This is a genomic window from Brachybacterium sp. AOP25-B2-12 (assembly GCF_052378625.1).
Taxonomy (GTDB): domain Bacteria; phylum Actinomycetota; class Actinomycetes; order Actinomycetales; family Dermabacteraceae; genus Brachybacterium.
Window position 1 is genome coordinate 10,950 of sequence record NZ_JBQSXW010000028.1, and the last position, 16,711, is coordinate 27,660.

8 protein-coding genes are annotated in these 16,711 nt (G+C 72.7%); 5 read left to right on the top strand and 3 right to left on the bottom strand.

Annotated elements, in window-relative coordinates:
- The gene (locus tag ACT3TZ_RS14315; protein WP_444584108.1) at positions 1 to 1,212 is read right to left on the bottom strand and encodes an acetate/propionate family kinase; all 1,212 of its coding nucleotides are present in this window, start codon (positions 1,210 to 1,212) and stop codon (positions 1 to 3) included.
- Complete coding sequence (gene pta / locus ACT3TZ_RS14320; RefSeq protein WP_444584109.1) at positions 1,209 to 3,311, bottom strand: phosphate acetyltransferase; 2,103 nt, start codon at positions 3,309 to 3,311, stop codon at positions 1,209 to 1,211. Before pta ends, ACT3TZ_RS14315 begins: the two co-directional genes overlap by 4 nt.
- A gap of 229 nt (positions 3,312 to 3,540) precedes the next feature.
- Here pta and ACT3TZ_RS14325 point away from each other — a divergent pair, with 229 nt between their 5' ends.
- The 5 genes from ACT3TZ_RS14325 to ACT3TZ_RS14345 all read left to right on the top strand — a co-directional run bounded on the left by ACT3TZ_RS14325 (position 3,541) and on the right by ACT3TZ_RS14345 (position 15,260).
- Complete coding sequence (locus tag ACT3TZ_RS14325) at positions 3,541 to 4,578, top strand: SURF1 family protein (RefSeq protein ID WP_444584110.1); 1,038 nt, start codon at positions 3,541 to 3,543, stop codon at positions 4,576 to 4,578.
- Positions 4,553 to 4,960, top strand: a complete 408-nt coding sequence (locus ACT3TZ_RS14330; protein ID WP_444584111.1) for a DUF3817 domain-containing protein — start codon at positions 4,553 to 4,555, stop codon at positions 4,958 to 4,960. The genes ACT3TZ_RS14325 and ACT3TZ_RS14330 overlap by 26 nt, the downstream gene beginning before the upstream one ends.
- Before the next feature lie 59 nt (positions 4,961 to 5,019).
- The gene (guaA, locus tag ACT3TZ_RS14335) at positions 5,020 to 6,621 is read left to right on the top strand and encodes a glutamine-hydrolyzing GMP synthase (RefSeq protein ID WP_444584112.1); all 1,602 of its coding nucleotides are present in this window, start codon (positions 5,020 to 5,022) and stop codon (positions 6,619 to 6,621) included.
- A gap of 51 nt (positions 6,622 to 6,672) precedes the next feature.
- The gene (locus ACT3TZ_RS14340) at positions 6,673 to 7,875 is read left to right on the top strand and encodes an amidohydrolase family protein (RefSeq protein WP_444584113.1); all 1,203 of its coding nucleotides are present in this window, start codon (positions 6,673 to 6,675) and stop codon (positions 7,873 to 7,875) included.
- 275 nt (positions 7,876 to 8,150) lie between these two features.
- Positions 8,151 to 15,260, top strand: coding sequence for a DUF5979 domain-containing protein (locus tag ACT3TZ_RS14345; protein ID WP_444584114.1), 7,110 nt, complete (start codon positions 8,151 to 8,153; stop codon positions 15,258 to 15,260).
- 100 nt (positions 15,261 to 15,360) lie between these two features.
- Here the strand turns inward: ACT3TZ_RS14345 and ACT3TZ_RS14350 are convergent, their stop codons facing one another.
- Positions 15,361 to 16,431: a GNAT family N-acetyltransferase gene (locus ACT3TZ_RS14350; RefSeq protein WP_444584116.1), complete on the bottom strand. Its 1,071-nt coding sequence runs from the start codon at positions 16,429 to 16,431 to the stop codon at positions 15,361 to 15,363.
- Positions 16,432 to 16,711 lie beyond the last annotated feature (280 nt).

The following is a 16,711-nucleotide window of genomic DNA, read 5'->3' on the forward strand; positions in this document are numbered from 1 at the left end:
TCAGCGGCTCACGAGGGCCAGAGCATCGCGGGCGATCGCGAGCTCCTCGTCCGTGGGCACGACGAGGACCGTGACCTGCGAGTCCTCGGTCGAGATGACGCGGGGCTCCTTCGAGCGCTCGGCGTTCGCCTCGAGGTCCAGGCGGATCCCGAACTCGCCGAGATCGGCCATCGCGCGCTCGCGCACGAAGGGGCTGTTCTCGCCGATCCCCGCGGTGAAGGTGATCGCGTCCACCCGGCCCAGCGAGAAGGCGTAGGAGCCGATGTACTTGCGCAGCCGATGGATGTAGACGTCCATCGCGAGGATCGCCTCCTCGTCACCCTCCTGCACGGCGGACTCGATGTCACGGAAGTCGCTCTTGCCGCACAGGCCCAGCATCCCGGACTCCTTGTTGAGGATCGTGTCGACCTTCTCCGGATCCATGCCGTCCTGACGGAACAGGTGCACGTAGACCGAGGGGTCGATGTCCCCGCTGCGGGTGCCCATGACCAGGCCCTCGAGCGGCGTCATCCCCATGGAGGTGTCGACGGGGCGGCCGTCGCGCACGGCGCTGGCGGAGGCCCCGTTGCCCAGGTGCAGCACGATCTGCCGGAAGTCGTGGGGGTCGCGGCCCAGCAGCGGCGCGACCTGCTGGGAGACGAAGCGGTGGCTCGTCCCGTGCGCGCCGTACCGACGGATCCGGTACTCGTCCGCGACGCGCCGGTTCAGGGCATAGGTGCGGACCTCCGGGGGCAGGTCCGCGAAGAACGAGGTGTCGAACACGGCGACGTGCGGGATGTCGGGGAGCAGCTCGCGGGCCCCGTCGATCCCGGCGACCGCCGCGGGATTGTGAAGGGGGGCCAGCGCCCCGAGGTCCTCGATCTGATCGCGCACCCAGCGGTCCACGAGGGTGGGGGTCGTGAAGCGGGCCCCGCCCTGGACCACCCGGTGGCCGATCGCCTGGACGTGCGCGTCCGCGAGCGCCAGGCCCGCCTCGTGGAACAGCAGCGCGACGACGCGCATCGCGGCGGTGTGGTCGGGGACGGACCCGGCCCAGTCCTCCGTGCGGTCCCCGACCGTGATCTTCGCGGTCGAGTCCGCCTGACCCACGCGGTCCACGAGCCCCTGCGCGAAGACGACGCCGTCGCTGGGGTCCAGCAGCTTGAACTTCAGCGAGGAGGAGCCGGAGTTGATGACCAGCACGGTGCGATCGGACGTCGGGGCGGTGCTCATGCGGGGGTGGACTCCTGCTCGGTCGTGGCCGCGTCGGCGGCCTGGGCCTGGATCGCCGTGATGACCACGGTGTTGATGATGTCGTCGACCAGGGCCCCGCGGGACAGGTCGTTGACGGGCTTGTTGAGGCCCTGCAGCACGGGGCCGATCGCGATCGCGCCGGCGGAGCGCTGGACCGCCTTGTAGGTGTTGTTGCCGGTGTTCAGGTCGGGGAAGACGAACACCGTGGCGCGGCCGGCGACCGCGCTGTCGGGCAGCTTCGTGCGGGCCACCGAGGCGTCCACGGCGGCGTCGTACTGGATGGGGCCCTCGACGCTGAGCTCCGGGTGCTCCTCGCGCACCCGGGCCGTCGCCTCGCGGACCTTGTCGACGTCGGCCCCGGAGCCGCTGGTGCCCGTGGAGTAGGAGAGCATCGCGACGCGCGGCTCCACGCCGAACTGCGCCGCGGTGGCCGCGGACTGCGCCGCGATGTCGGCGAGCTGCTCGGCCGTCGGGTCCGGGTTCACGGCGCAGTCGCCGTAGACGAGCACGCGGTCCTCGAGCGCCATGAGGAACACCGAGGAGACGATCTTGGCGTCCGGCTTGGTCTTGATGATCTCGAAGCTCGGGCGGATGGTGTGCGCGGTCGAGTGGACGGCGCCGGAGACCATGCCGTCGGCACGGCCGGTCTGGACCATCATCGTGCCGAAGTAGGAGACGTCCTGGACCTTCTCGCGGGCCTGCTCGAGCGTGACGCCCTTGGCGGCGCGCAGGCGTGCGTACTCGGCCGCGAAGACCTCGACGAGCTCCGGATCGTGCGGGGAGATGATCGCGGCCTCGGTGATGTCGTGGCCCAGCTGCGAGGCCCGAGCCCGGATCTGCGTCTCGTCGCCCAGCAGGACGAGGTCGGCGACGCCGCGGGCGAGGATCGCCTCGGCGGCCGCGAGGATGCGGGGCTCGTCGCCCTCGGGGAGCACGATCCGCTTCTTGGCGCCGCGCGCGCGGGCCAGCAGCTCGAACTCGAACATCATCGGCGTGACGACCTCGCTGCGGGCCACGTCGATCCGCGACAGCAGCTCCTCCAGGGGCAGGTTCTCGGCGACCGCGCGGCGGGCCGCGTCGAGCTTCTGGGGGCTGTCGGCCGTGAGACGTCCCGTGGTCCCGGCCACCTGCACCGCGGCGTCGAAGGTCGACTCGTCCGAGACGATCAGCGGCAGGTCCAGCTGGACGCCCTCGATGAGCCGGCGGATCTCCGCCGGGGGCTCGTAGCCGCCCGTCAGGACCACCGAGGCGAGCGTCGGGAAGGTGCCCGACTGCTGGGCGAGGTAGAGCCCGGGCAGGAGGTCGTAGCGGTCCCCGGGGGCGATGACGGTGGAGTTCTCGCCGATCCGGGACAGGACGTTGGGCAGGCTCATGGCCGCCACGACCGTGCCCAGCGACACCCGTCCCAGCCACTCGGGGTTGCCCAGCAGCAGCGTGCCGCCCACCGCGTCCTGGATGGACTGCACGGTGGGGGCCATGATCACGGGGTTCTCGGGGATCGCCGCGACGGTGAGGCCGCCGCCCAGGCGGGTGGAGACGGCCTCGCGCACCGTGTCGATGTCGGCCGGATCGCAGCGGTTGGCCACGAGGGCGATGGGGGAGGCGTGGTGGCTCTCGAACTCCGCGCGGGAGACGGCCGCGAGGGTCGCGATGGTCTCCGGGGAGCGGTCCAGGCCCGAGACCACCAGCACGACGGGCGCGCCGATGTTCGCGGCGACCTCGGCGTTGAAGGCGAGCTCGGTGGGGTTGGCGATGTCGACGTAGTCCGAGCCGAGCACCACGAGCACCGAGTACCGGTCGCGGAGCTCCTGGTAGCGGCGCAGGATCTCCTCGTGGGCGGCCGCGGCATCGGCGTGCATCTGCTGGTAATCGATGCCGAGGGCGTCCTCGTACGTCTGGTCGACCGCGGGATGCGCGGTCAGCAGGTCGACCGCCGCGTCCCGCTCCTCGGAGCGGCGGACGGGGCGGAAGACCCCGACGCGGTCGGAACGGGCGGCGAGGGCTTCGAGGAGTCCGAGAGCCACGGTGGACTTCCCGGTCCTCCCCTCGGGGGATGCGATGTACACGCTGTGCGACACGCGGACCACGATAGGGGGCGGACCCTGGGTGCGACAGGGCCGGTGGTCCCGATCTGGACGCCGCGGGCGTGTGCAGGAGAGGAGCGGTCCGCACCGCGAGCCCCGATGTGATCGCGTCCCTGCGTCCCTGCGTCCCTGCGTCCCCGCGTCTCCTGCATCCTTACGTCCCTGCCACCGGCCGCAGCGCCGCCCCAGCACCGCTCCAGGGCCGACCCGTACGATGCCGCCCATGCTCCGCGTCGCCCTCCGCCCTCGCTATCTGGGCCTGCTGGCGCTGATGATCGCGGCCACGATCGTGTGCGGCCTGCTGGCGACCTGGCAGTGGGATCGCGCCCATCGGGCCCTCACCGCGTCGACGCAGACCGAGGCGCCCGCGGTGCCGCTGTCGGAGCTGATGACCGTCGGCGATCCCGTCACGAACGCCGCCGCGAGCCGGCCGGTGACCGTGACCGGCGCCTTCGACCCCACCCAGCAGGTGCTCGTGCCCGGGCGCAGCATCGAGGGGACCGATGCCGTGATCGTCGTGACCGCCCTGCACGTGACCGAGCCCGACGGCTCGCGGTCCCTGCTGCCCGTCGCGCGCGGCTGGGTCCCGGCGGACTCGGTGCCCGCGACCGGCACCGCCGGAGTCCCCGCGCCGCCAGCCGGTGAGGTCACCGTGACGGGACGGCTCGAGGCCAGCGAATCCGCCACCCAGGACGTCGTCGACGGCCGCACGCAGGAGATCGCCACCTCGCTGCTGGTCAACGAGTGGGGCGGCCCGATGTACGCCGGATACATCGCCGAGACCTCCCCGATGACCGGCCTGCGGCCGATGCCGCAGGCCGAGAGCGCCTTCTCCCGCGGCCTGGACTGGCAGAACCTCGGCTACGCCCTGCAGTGGGTCCTGTTCGGCGGGTTCTTCCTGTACCTCTGGTGGCGGGCCGTGCGCACCCAGCAGCTCGACGAGGACGCCGCGCGCGCCGAGGCCGTCGCCGCGCGTCTGGGCGGGGACCAGGAGCCTCGGGACGACGCCGGGAGCACTCAGGATGCGACGCATCCGACGCCCGGGGAACCCGCGGACCCCGTCGCGGAGGAGGACACTGGTGCCGCGGGCCGCACGGGTCCCGCCCGGGGCGCCTCCGCCGAGCACGTCGCCGCGACCACCACGGGAGCATCGTCGACGTCCGTCGACGCCCCGCGCACGAGCCCCGACGAGGGAGCCAGAACCGCGTCCCCGGACGCGAAGGAGGACAGCCACGGTGCCCACCACCCGACCGCTCGATGAGGTCCAGGCCAAGACCTCCTTCGCACGCTTCCGCGTCGCCTCCATCGTCGAGGGCATCGCACTGCTCGTGCTCGTCGTCATCATGGTCATGCGCTACGTCGTCTTCGCCGACCCCGGCCCCGACCACGACTTCTGGAGCGACGTCTCCGGGCACTGGTCCCCGATCCACGGCCTCATCTACATGATCTACGTCGTGCTCGGCTTCGACCTGTGGATCAAGATGCGCTGGAAGCTCCCGCGCATGCTGCTGCTCATGTTCTTCGGGGTCATCCCCGTGCTCTCGTTCATCGGTGAGCGGTGGACCCACGCCCGCGTGCTGAGGGACCTCGCGGCCCGCCCCACCGTGCAGGACGAGGAGCGCACGCGCGGCACCGCGTCCTGACCGCCGGTGTGCCGGGGGTCGGTGTGCCGGGCGTCGGTGCTCCCGCGTAGGATCGACGGGTGAACGACACCGACCAGCGTCCCGTCCTCGTCGTCGACTTCGGCGCCCAGTACGCCCAGCTCATCGCGCGCCGCGTGCGCGAGGCCGACGTGTACTCCGAGATCGTCCCCCACTCCATGAGCACCGAGGACATCCTCGCCAAGCAGCCCCAGGCGATCATCCTCTCCGGCGGCCCCAGCTCCGTGTACGCCGAGGGCGCCCCGCGCCTGGATCCGGCGCTCCTGCACGCAGGGGTGCCCGTCCTCGGGCTCTGCTACGGCTTCCAGGCGATGGCCGCGGCCCTCGACGGGACCGTCGCCCCCACCGGCGTGCGCGAGTACGGCGCGACCCGGCTCGAGGCGATCGACGCCGCGAGCGACCTGCTGACCGGCCAGGACCTGGCGCAGAACGTGTGGATGAGCCACGGGGACTCGGTCACCGCGGCGCCAGCCGGGTTCTCCGTCATCGCGACCTCGCCCGGCAGCCCCGTCGCCGCCTTCGAGAACCCCGAGGAGCGGCTGTACGGCGTGCAGTGGCACCCCGAGGTGGGCCACTCCGACCGCGGCCAGGAGGTGCTCGAGAACTTCCTGCACCACGGCGCGGGGATCGGTCGAACCTGGACCACCGGCAACGTCATCGAGGAGCAGGTCGCGCGGGTGCGCGAGCAGATCGGCGAGGGCACCGCGATCTGCGCGCTGTCCGGCGGGGTCGACTCCGCGGTCGCCGCGGCGCTGGTCCAGCGGGCCATCGGGGACCGGCTGACCTGCGTGTACGTCGACCACGGGCTGATGCGCCAGGACGAGTCCGCGCAGATCGAGAAGGCCTTCGGCGAATCCACCGGGGGCGCCGATCTGGTCATCGTCGATGCGGCCGAGCAGTTCCTCGCCGCGCTCGCCGGGGTCACCGATCCCGAGACCAAGCGCAAGATCATCGGCCGCGAGTTCATCCGCACCTTCGAGCAGGCCCAGGCGGACATCCTCCGCGCGCGCGGCGTCATCGAGGACGGCACGGGCGGCGAGCACGCCGAGGCCACGGCGTTCCTGGTCCAGGGCACCCTGTACCCCGACGTCGTCGAGTCCGGCGGCGGCGAGGGCGCGGCCAACATCAAGAGCCACCACAACGTGGGCGGGCTCCCCGAGGACCTCTCCTTCGAGCTCGTCGAGCCCCTGCGCACCCTCTTCAAGGACGAGGTGCGGGCCGTGGGCAGCGAGCTGGGCCTGCCCGACGAGATCGTCTGGCGCCAGCCCTTCCCCGGCCCCGGCCTGGGCATCCGCATCATCGGCGAGGTCACGTTCGAGCGCCTGGAGATCCTGCGCCGCGCCGACGCGATCGCCCGCGCCGAGCTGACCGCCGCGGGGCTGGACCGCGAGATCTGGCAGTGCCCCGTCGTGCTGCTGGCCGACGTCCGCTCCGTGGGCGTCCAGGGCGACGGCCGCACCTACGGCCACCCCATCGTGCTGCGCCCCGTCACGAGCGACGACGCGATGACGGCGGACTGGGCAAAGGTGCCCTACGAGGTGCTGGGCCGCATCTCCACCCGCATCACCAACGAGGTCGCCGAGATCAACCGCGTCACCCTCGACGTGACGAGCAAGCCGCCGGGGACCATCGAGTGGGAGTGAGGGCGGGCGGCTGAGGCCGCTCGCCTTCTGCGTCGCACCTACCCTGGTCGGATGCCGACGACGACGCCCTCGCTCCTGACCGCCGTCCGCCCCTGGGGCGGTGAGCCGGTCGACATCGTCCTCGCGGACGGAAGCATCCAGGAGATCCGCCCAGCCGGCGCAGTGGCTCCGGCCCCCGAGGACGACATCCTGGACGGCCGCGGACTGCTGGCGCTGCCGGGCTTCGTCAACGCCCACGCCCACGTCGACAAGAGCTGGTGGGGCCGGCCGTGGGTGCCCTACGGCGGTGAGGGCGGCACGCAGGGGCGGATCGCCCACGAGCGCGCCGAGCGCGAGGGACTCGGGATCCCCAGCGCGGACGGAGCCGAGCGGGTGCTGCGCGAGATGCTGCGCCACGGGACGACCGCCGTGCGCAGCCATGTGGACGTCGATCTCGGGGTGGGGCTGGACGGCATCGCCGCCGTCCGCGAGGCCGAGCGCACCCTCGACGGCGCCGTCGAGGTCTCGATCGTGGCGTTCCCGCAGGACGGCGTGATCCGCCGTCCCGGGGTGCTCGACCTCCTGGACCGCGCCGCGGGGGAGGGCGTCACCGCGATCGGCGGGCTGGACCCGTGCGCGATCGACCGCGATCCCGTGGCCCAGCTCGACGGGCTGTTCGCGATCGCCGAGCGCCACGGCTGCGGCATCGACATCCACCTTCACAGCGGCGGGGACCTCGGAGCCTTCGAGTACGAGCTGATCATCGACCGCACCCGACGCTCGGGGCTGACGGGCATGGTCAACGTCGCCCACGGCTTCGCACTGGGCCAGCTGCCCTCGGCGCGCCAGGAGGCGCTGCTCGGGGAGTTCGCCGAGCTCGGCATCTCGTGGACCACCGTGGCGCCCGTCCGCAGCGCGCCGCTGCCGTGGGTGCGCATGCGGGAGCTCGGGATACCCGTGGGTCTGGGCACCGACGGGATCCGCGATCTGTGGTCCCCCTACGGCGACGGGGACCTGCTGCGCGTGGCGCTGGACTTCGCGCGGGTGCACGGCGTGCGGTACGACGAGGACTTCGCCGAGGTGCTGCACCTGGCGACCGATCGCGCAGCCGGCTTCGTGGGCTGGCCGGTCGCGGGACTCGAGGCGGGAGCGCCCGCGGACATCGTGCTCATCGACGCCCAGAACCCGGCCGACGCGATCGTGCGGGGCCCGGCGCGCGAGAACGTGCTCTCCGGCGGTGCGCTCGTCGTCGTGCACGGAGAGCTCCTTCTCTGATCCGCACCGCTCCCCTCCGGTGACACCGCGGGCGCCCATCCTTCCGGGGGGCCCGCGCGACCCCGGCGCGGCGCGTGGAAGCCTCTCCGCCGCTCGTTTCCCCTCGGTCCTGACCGTTACTGACGCTTGTCAGTCAAGGTCGCGCAGAGCGCTCCCGGGGGGATCTTTTCGTGACCACCCGGTGACCTGATGGGTTTGTTCGGGCACGGAAGTTTCGGATGGAGTAGCAGGCATGAGGCACGGAACCAGGCCCCCACCTGGGTGAACAGTCGCATGTGCCCCTTTTCTCCGCACCCACTCCTCTCGCCTGGAGCGTCTCCGAGACCGCGTCTGCCCCGCGCCCCCGCCACCACCGAACCCACCTCCGGTCCCCGCTGAAGGCCCTGCTCGCGTTCCTCCTCGCGATCGCCCTGGTGGTCGTGCCCGGAGCCGCGGCGACCGCTGACCCCGGGGATCCCGAGTACCTCGGGCTCACCAAGAGCGTCAGCGACGAGCACCTCGTGCCCGGACAGACGTTCACCTACCGGATCACCGTCGAGTGCGATGAGTCCAACTGCCTCGACGCCCAGCTGCGGGACCCGCTCCCGACGGGGCTGGCCGGCGTCGAGGTCGTCACGTTCTCGGCGACCCCCGGGGCCAGCACGGTGCCGCGCGATATCACGTGGACCTCCGGCGGGTCCACGAGCGCCCAGACCCCCGCCACGATCGACGGCGCGACCGAGCTGGTCGTCGACTTCACGGGAGGTGCGACCGGCAACGAGCTCGTCGCCGGCTCCGGCATCACCATCGAGCTGACCCTCAAGGTGCCCGAGGACTACCCGCCGGGGGAGAGCGGCGACATCGTCAACACCGCCACCACCTCCGCGGACAACGCCGCGCCCGAGGAGGCCTCCGCGACGGTCGACGTCACGTCCGCCGTCGTCCCGGGGATCGACGTGAGCAAGTCCTGGAGCCCCGCCGCGGCCGACCTGGCCCCCGGTGACCCCTCGACCGTCTCGGTCGGCGCGAAGAACACGTCCAACGTCTCCGTGCCCTCGATGACGCTCGAGGAGCCCCTGGGCCTGGTCGACGGGGCGACGGCGCTGGATCCCGCCACCAATCCCTTCGCGGTCACGGACCTGACGGGCTTGGACGACGTCGCCCTGCCGCAGACCTGCACCACCACCCAGGTGGACGTCTACGTCCAGGGCGCCGACGGCAGGTGGCAGTGGCGCACGGGCCCGCCCAGCTCCACCGGCACCCTCGCCCTCCCCGCGGACGTCGAGCCCGCCGACGTCGGCGGACTGCGCGTCACCTGCACCGGCAGCATCGAGCCCCAGCAGGAGCTCTCCTTCGACCTCGACCTCGTCCAGGACGCCCCCGGCATCGACACCTACGCCGTCGACAACACCGTCCAGGGCTCCCTCGTCCCCGCCGAGGGCCAGGACGCCATCTCCGACACCGCGTCCGCGACCCACACCATCACCCCGCGCGACGCCGGCGTCACCACCACCAAGGACTTCTCCGAGCAGACCATCGCCGCCGGGGAGTCGACCACGGCCACCGTCACCGCAGCCGTGAGCGAGGCCGCCGTCTCCGAGCTCCGCGTGAGCGACCGCGACTTCTTCACCGACGCCGTGTCCTTCGGCGCGTTCACGACCCCGATCGCCTTCCCCGCGGGCGCCTCGGCCGGGAGCGTCGTCTACTACGGCACCGACGGACAGGTGCTCGCCACCCTCCCCCTGGTCGACGGCCAGCTGCCCCCCGCGCCGCCCGCCGGCGCCGTCGTGACCGGTTTCGACCTCGTCCTGACAGGCGACATCCCCGCCGGTGAGAGCGTCTCTGCCACCTTCGGCGTGGACACCACCGAGGCCGCCGCGGGCCCCGAGGGCGACGTCACCCTGACCAACACCGTCGAGGCCGCCGTCACCGACCCCCGTGGCCAGGAGACCACCGCGACCGACTCCGACGACGTGCGGATCATCGCCCCCGGCCTCGACGTCACGATCGACAAGACCATCCGACCCGGCGCCCCCGTGTATCCCGGCCAGAGCGTCGTCACATCGCTCGAGACCACGGTGACCGCACAGACCGACACCTCGACCGCCCACGACCTCGTGATCGAGGACTCCTCGGCCACCAATCCGGAGTTCTGGGACGCCTTCGACCTGGCGGCCATCAGCCCGATGCAGCTGCCCGGCGGGACGTCCATGACCGTCGAGGTGCTCGTCGGAGAGCCGGGCCGGTGGGTGTCCGTCGAGACCTTCGCGGCCGAGGGCTCGACCCGCGCGGTCGAGGTGACGGCCGCCCAGCTCGCGGCCGCCGGCATCGACCCGGCCACGGCCCACGGCGTCCGCTTCTCGCTCCACAGCGACGACGGGTTCCCCGCCACGGCTACCGTGACCCCCGTGTTCTCCTCGACCGCGCGCTCGACGCTGCGCGACGGCGGGGCCATCACACCCGGCGACGACCAGCCCACCGCCTACGGCAACACCGCGACCGCCGACGCCACCGGCACCTCCGACGGCGGCACGGCGGGGGCCGATGACGACGAGGACTCCGCCGAGGGCACCGTCGTCACCGACGAGACCGGACCGGGTCCGATCGGGATCGACAAGGCCTGGACCCAGGACCAGGTGGTCGCACTCTCCGGCCAGCAGGCCGGGACGACGCTCAGCTGGAGCGTGGGGGAGGGCATCCGGACCGTGGCGATCACCGACCCGGCCCAGGACCCCTCGGCCGTCGCCGGCACCGCGTACGACGCCTTCGACCTCGTGGCCCTGGACCCCGTCGCCCCCTCCGCCGAGCCCTTCTCCAACGGCTGGTACCTGCGGTACGACACGGTCACCCAGGTCGAGCTCTACGACGGCAACGGCTGGGTGACCGTCGCGGCACCTGCCGGCGGCTGGGCCGCCGACGGCGCCTTCGTGGGCTACCGACTGACGGACGCCGAGCGTGCCTCGACCCTGGGCGTGCGCTACACCCTCGAGGAGAACACGGCCGCCCGCGAGGCCGCCGCGCAGGCCGGCGACGGCTTCGCACCCAAGCCCGGCACCGGGATCACCGTCGGCCAGGGCAGGGCGTTCGGTCAGACCTGGCAGGTGCGCGAGACCAAGCGCAGCGACGACAGCTACGTCACCGGCCACACCGGCTACAACGTGCCGGGCGCCGACAACCTCGGCGTCGTCGACAACGCCGCCGCGATCACCGGCGAGCCCTTCGACGGCGACACGGTCCGCGACACCGACGCCGACACCATCCTCATCATCGACGGCACCCCCGGGGTCGAGGTCTCCAAGGACGTCACCACCGATCCTGCCCAGGCGGGCGGCCAGGTGTTCGTGCCCCCGGCGGGCACCCCCGCGGCGGACTACCCGACGGCGCAGTGGTCGATGACGGCGCACAGCACCTCGCTGTCCCCGGCACAGCAGGTGCGGGTGACCGACCCCAGCGGCTGTGCCGACACGGACCTCGCCGCGTGCCAGGGAGGGGCCTTCGAGGATCCCTTCGCCCAGGAGGGCGTCGACTGGCTGGCCCTCCCGGACCACGGGACGCCCTTCGACCGCTTCGACCTCACGGGCATCACCGTCTCGAGCTCGAAGCCCGAGCAGGTGGACCGCGCGACGAGCGTCGTCTGGCTGCTCTCGTACGACGACGGCACCTACTCGACCCGGAGCGTGACCCCCGATCAGGCCGAGGCGCTCACGCCCGAGGAGCTCGCGGATGTCATCGGCGTGTCCGTGACCTTCGCCCAGGCACGCCCTGGCGTCGGGACGATCACGCAGGACAACGACCTGACCATCGTCCTGGACACCCGCCTGCGGGCCACCGTCCGCACCACGGGGGAGAGCACCGTCCTCCCGGCGGGCAGCACCGTCGCCGGGGACAACCACGTCTTCGCCCAGTCCTACGACGAGATCACCGCCGCCGGAGCCCGGACGGGCGACACCGCGAAGGCGGACGTCACCCTCACCGGCGGCGACGTCTCGATCGTCCCCACGAAGTCCGTCACCCCGGATGCGCTGACCCCGCCCACGGGCGACACCCCCGTCACCGTGCAGCTCGGGGCATCCTCCGGCACCGCACCCCCGAGCACCCTCTCGCCGTCGGCCGTGACGCTCGAGGACCAGGCGGCCTCCGTGGACTTCTGGGATCACGTGGACCTCACGGGCCTGGGGGCGGTGACCCTCCCGGACGGCGCCGATCAGGTGCGGGTCGACGTGTACGCCGACGTCGACGGGCAGGGTGCCCGCTGGATCGAGGGCTCGGCGGCATCTGCCGCGACGCTCCCGGTCACCGCGGAGCAGTACAGCACCGTCCAGGGGATCCGCTTCACCTTCACGCGGGCCGACGGCGGCTACTTCTCCGCGGCCGTGCCCTCCCCGGCCTGGCAGGCGGGCGCCGCGTTCACGGTGCAGCTGCGGGACACCCTGCGCGGATCCGGCGAGGACGTCGAGTTCGAGGGCACCCTGACGAACACCCAGACCGCTCAGAGCACCCGGACCGACGGCAACGACACCGCGCCGGTCGACGCCTCCGATGACCTGGGGCTGTCCGAGGGCACGCACGAGCTCGAGGTCAACAAGCTGACCGACGACGGCAACCGGTTCCATGCGGCCGGTGACCAGGTGCCGTTCCGCCTGACGCTGACCAACTCCGGCACCGGCTACCTCACGCTCACCGAGCTCACGGACACCCTGCCCGCACAGCTCGTCTTCACCGGGGCCTCGACCTTCACGGCCACCCCGCAGGACGGCGGCACGCTCTCCGGGGACGTCACCCTCGACGTCTCCGAGGACGGCCACGGCCTGACCTTCCGCTGGCCGACGGATGGCGCCACCCTGACACCCGGCGAGACGTTCGTGATCGACCTGACCGCCGAGCAGCAGCCCGGTCTGCGGGCGGGCGAACAGGCCGTCAACACGATGACGGCCGCCACGGCGGAGACCCTCGAGCGCTGCGGCAACATCGAGCCCGAGGGCTCGACCACCGAGGCCTGGGCGACCGATCCGACGACGTGCGGGACGACCGACTACATCCAGGCCGCCGAGGGCAACAACGTCTACGTGCGCAAGGGCGTGCTCGGCTCCGTCGAGGGCGCCTACGCCCCCGGCCAGCCCGACACCGTGTGCAGCCCGACGCTGACCTCGCTGGCGGGGGAGGGGTTCTACCCCGCCCCGTGCGTCGCGAACTCCGTCGTGGGCGGCACCGACACCTGGCTGCTGCACGCGGTCAACGCCGGCACCGTGGACGTGCAGGAGATGGTCTTCGTGGACCAGCTGCCGGTTCCCGGTGACAAGCTGCTGCTGTCGGGAAGCTCCCGGGGCTCGCAGTACCGCCCGCAGCTCACGGCGGACTCGATCGATGTCGACGCACCCGAGGGCGCGGCCGTCCGGGTCGAGGTCTCGCAGAGCCCCGACGTGTGCACGGACGGCTGGCTGGCCCTCGAGCAGCCCACCGTCGACCCCTGCACCGAGAACGGCGAGACCTGGACCTCCGCCGAGGACCCGACGGTCGACTGGGCCGCGGTGACCGGGATCCGCGTGTTCGCGAGCTACCCCGACGGCCGGCTGTTCACGCCGGGCGAGGGCGTGGACGTGACGTTCCGGACCACCAACACCCCGGCCTCCCAGGACTCGCCGGACGGTGCCTCCACCGCCGTCCCCGTGGTCGACACCCTCGCGGACAACCAGTTCGGCTTCCGCTGGGTGGCCGACGGCGAGATGGGCACCCGCGCCCCCGACAAGGTGGGCGTGCACCTCATGACCACCTCCCTGCAGGTCACCAAGACGGTCTCGGGCGAGGCGGCCCGCTTCGCGCCGGACACCTTCACCGCGGACGTGACGTGCCGCATCGGTGACGTGCCCATCGACCTCGGGGACTCCGCCCGCGACACGCTGACCCGTGAGGGCGACGTGTACCCGCCCGTGCGCATCGACGGCATCCCGTACTCGGCCTCTCCTCTGACCACCTGCACGGTCACCGAGACCGGGTCGGTCGGGGAGTTCGGGGAGACCTCCCGGACCTCGGACCCGGCCGACGGCGTCCTCGAGCTCGCGACCGCGACGGACCCGCTGCACCCGGATGCCGCCGTGCCCGCCGAGCAGCGCGTGACGCTCGGCAACGTCTACGAGTTCGGCTCCCTGCAGGTCACCAAGACCGTCGCGACCGACGCGGTCAACGCGCCGCCGCACGGCCCGTTCACCTTCACCCTCGTGTGCACAGGGCCCAGCGGTGCCCCTGTCGACTTCGGCGAGGAGCTGGGCGGGACCACCGCCACCTTCACCATCGCCGACGGCGCGACGTGGACCTCCCCGGACAGCACGCTCCCGGCAGGCTCGGCGTGTGTGCTCACCGAGACGGACAGCAAGGGTGCAGACCTCGTCCTCCTCGACGGCGACGGCGTCACCCCGCTCGAGGGCGGGACCGCGGCGGACGTCGCGATCGGCACCGACGGGGCCGCGCGGGACGTGCGGGTCGACGTGGTCAACTCCTACCCCTCGGGCACCTTCACCCTGACCAAGCAGGTCGAGGGCGACGGCGCCGAGCTCTACGGCGCCGGACCCTTCACCTTCGAGGTCGTCTGCACCCTGGGGGTCACCGGTGGGCGGGCGCTGACCGTCCTCGACGAGGAGACCGTGGTCCTCGCGGGCGGCGAGACGTACACCTCGCCGCAGCTCCCGATCGGTGCCCTGTGCACCGCGACCGAGACCGATGCCGGCGGTGCGACCACCTCGACGATCTCCGACGGCGGACGGGCCGTGATCGGCACCGACGGGCACGGGACCGTGCTCACCCCCGCTCTCGTGGCCACCAACAGGTTCGACGTCACGTCGCTCGTGGTGACCAAGGCGATCGCGGGGAGCACGAGCGCCCCGGGCGCGCAGGGACCGTTCACGGTGACCCTCGTGTGCACGATGCCCGGCGGAGCGGCCGTTCCGATCCCGGGCGGTGCGGACAGGACCCTGTCGGCGGCGACGTCGATGACCGCCACCTACGACGACCTCCCGCTGGGCGCCGACTGCGGCCTCACCGAGAGCGCGACCGGCGGCGCCGATTCCACCACCACCGCCGTCACCGCCGGTGAGGGTGAGGGCTCGGACGGGACCACGGCGACGATCACGACGGGCGCCGATGGCTCCGCGGTGACCGTCACCAATACCTTCGCACCGGCGCCCACCCCGGGCCCGACGCCGACGGACGGCCCCAGCTCGTTCCCGACGTCCTCCGGATCGCCCGGCGGCGGACCGACGGCCACCTCGGGATCGGCGAGCGCGGCACCGGACGGCGGACGTCTCCCGCGGACCGGCGCGGATCTGCTGCCGATCGCGATCCTGGCGGCGCTGGTCACCCTCGCCGGTGCCGGGCTCCTGGTGGTCCGGAGCATCCGGCGGCGGGACCGCTGAGCCCCGAGGGCCCGCTCCTCGGGGCGGGCCCTCGGTCGACGGCGGCCTCGGGGGCATGCGTGCAGCAGGCCCCCGAGCACGCCCCGTCGTCCGTGCGCCGTCAGTATCGCTCGGAGCGCTCCAGCAGCCGCGAGGGGTGCGCCGGTGCCGAGGAGTGCCACGACTCGGTGCGTGAGCGGCTCTCGAAGCCCATCGAGGCGTAGAGGCCGTCGGCCCCGGTGGGGGAGTCCGCATCGACCTCGAGCTCGCAGTACCCGCGCCCCCGCTCGGCGGCGTCGCGGATCGCCGCGCGCAGGAGCGCCTTGGCCACCCCGCGACCGCGCGCGCTGCGATGCACCCCCAGGTAGTCGAGGTACGTGCCCTCCGGAGCGTCGCCCGTCGCGGGCTTCTCCGAGCAGACGAGGCCGCCGGCGGGCCACCACGAGCCGTCCTCCTGCCGCACCTCCGCGATCCACCAGTGGTCCCAGTGCACCTCGCGCTCGCCGGTCAGGCGCGCGGCGAACTCGGGAAAGGACTCGCGGTAGGAGTTGAAGTGGTCGGCGAAGGACTCCTCGAGCATGCGGTGCACGGTGCGGACGTCCTGGGCCAGCGGCATGCCCGAGGGATGCTCGTGCACCCGCCGCACGCGCACGCCCTCGCGCGGGTCCGGGGTGGTGGTGGCCTCCTCCGGGGTGACGGGGCGGCGCATGTGCAGCCAGGTCCGCACCTTCTGGTACCCGTTGCGCGCCAGCAGCGAGGTGCGGGCCACGTCGCCCTCGGCCACGGAGGTGTCCAGGAGGCTCTCGGGCACTCCGCGGTGCCGCGCGAAGGACCCGGCGACCTCGACCGCCCACGCGAACAGGACGGCGGCCACGGCATCGCGATCGGCGATGGAGTCCGCGAGGACCCACTCGACATCGGTGCGCCCGGCGGCCCGGTCCACGCACGCGATCCAGGCGACGGGAGGCGCATCCGCGGCGGCCCCGGCGGGGAGGACCACCACCTGACGGCGGCTCCACGAGCGCAGGCCGACCAGCACGGACTCCAGGCGGGCCAGGTCGACCGTGGCCTTGGGGTCGGTGCGACGTCGGTCGGCGAGCACCAGGTCGGCGATCACGGGGACGTCGCTCTCGATGGGGACCCGGGAAGCCCATCCGCGGGGCAGGGACGGCGGGAACGGATCCGAGAGCATCACCGGAACATGGTTGCACAAGGGGTGCAGGTCACCGCGGGGCCTGCTCGCGGTGCGGGACGGGCGATGCCACGGGTCGGTGCCGGGCACGAACAGGGTGGGTCCGTGGGAGGGATCTCGGCGAGAGGTGGCAGGCGCGGTGCGGTCGCGGCAGGCTGCTCGGTCATCTCCGGCACGGCGTGTCCACCGCATCTCCGAGTCCCTCGGCGACTCCGATGCGGCTTCTCAGGGGTTGTCTCCGAGGGGGTGTGCACTCGTCGGTGTCCCGGTGCCAAAACCC

Coding starts and splice junctions, on each gene's coding strand:
- ACT3TZ_RS14315 (WP_444584108.1), bottom strand. CDS start 1,212: ATGAGCACCGCCCCGACGTCCGATCGCACCGTGCTGGTCATCAACTCC.
- ACT3TZ_RS14325 (WP_444584110.1), top strand. CDS start 3,541: ATGCTCCGCGTCGCCCTCCGCCCTCGCTATCTGGGCCTGCTGGCGCTG.
- ACT3TZ_RS14340 (WP_444584113.1), top strand. CDS start 6,673: ATGCCGACGACGACGCCCTCGCTCCTGACCGCCGTCCGCCCCTGGGGC.
- ACT3TZ_RS14350 (WP_444584116.1), bottom strand. CDS start 16,431: ATGCTCTCGGATCCGTTCCCGCCGTCCCTGCCCCGCGGATGGGCTTCC.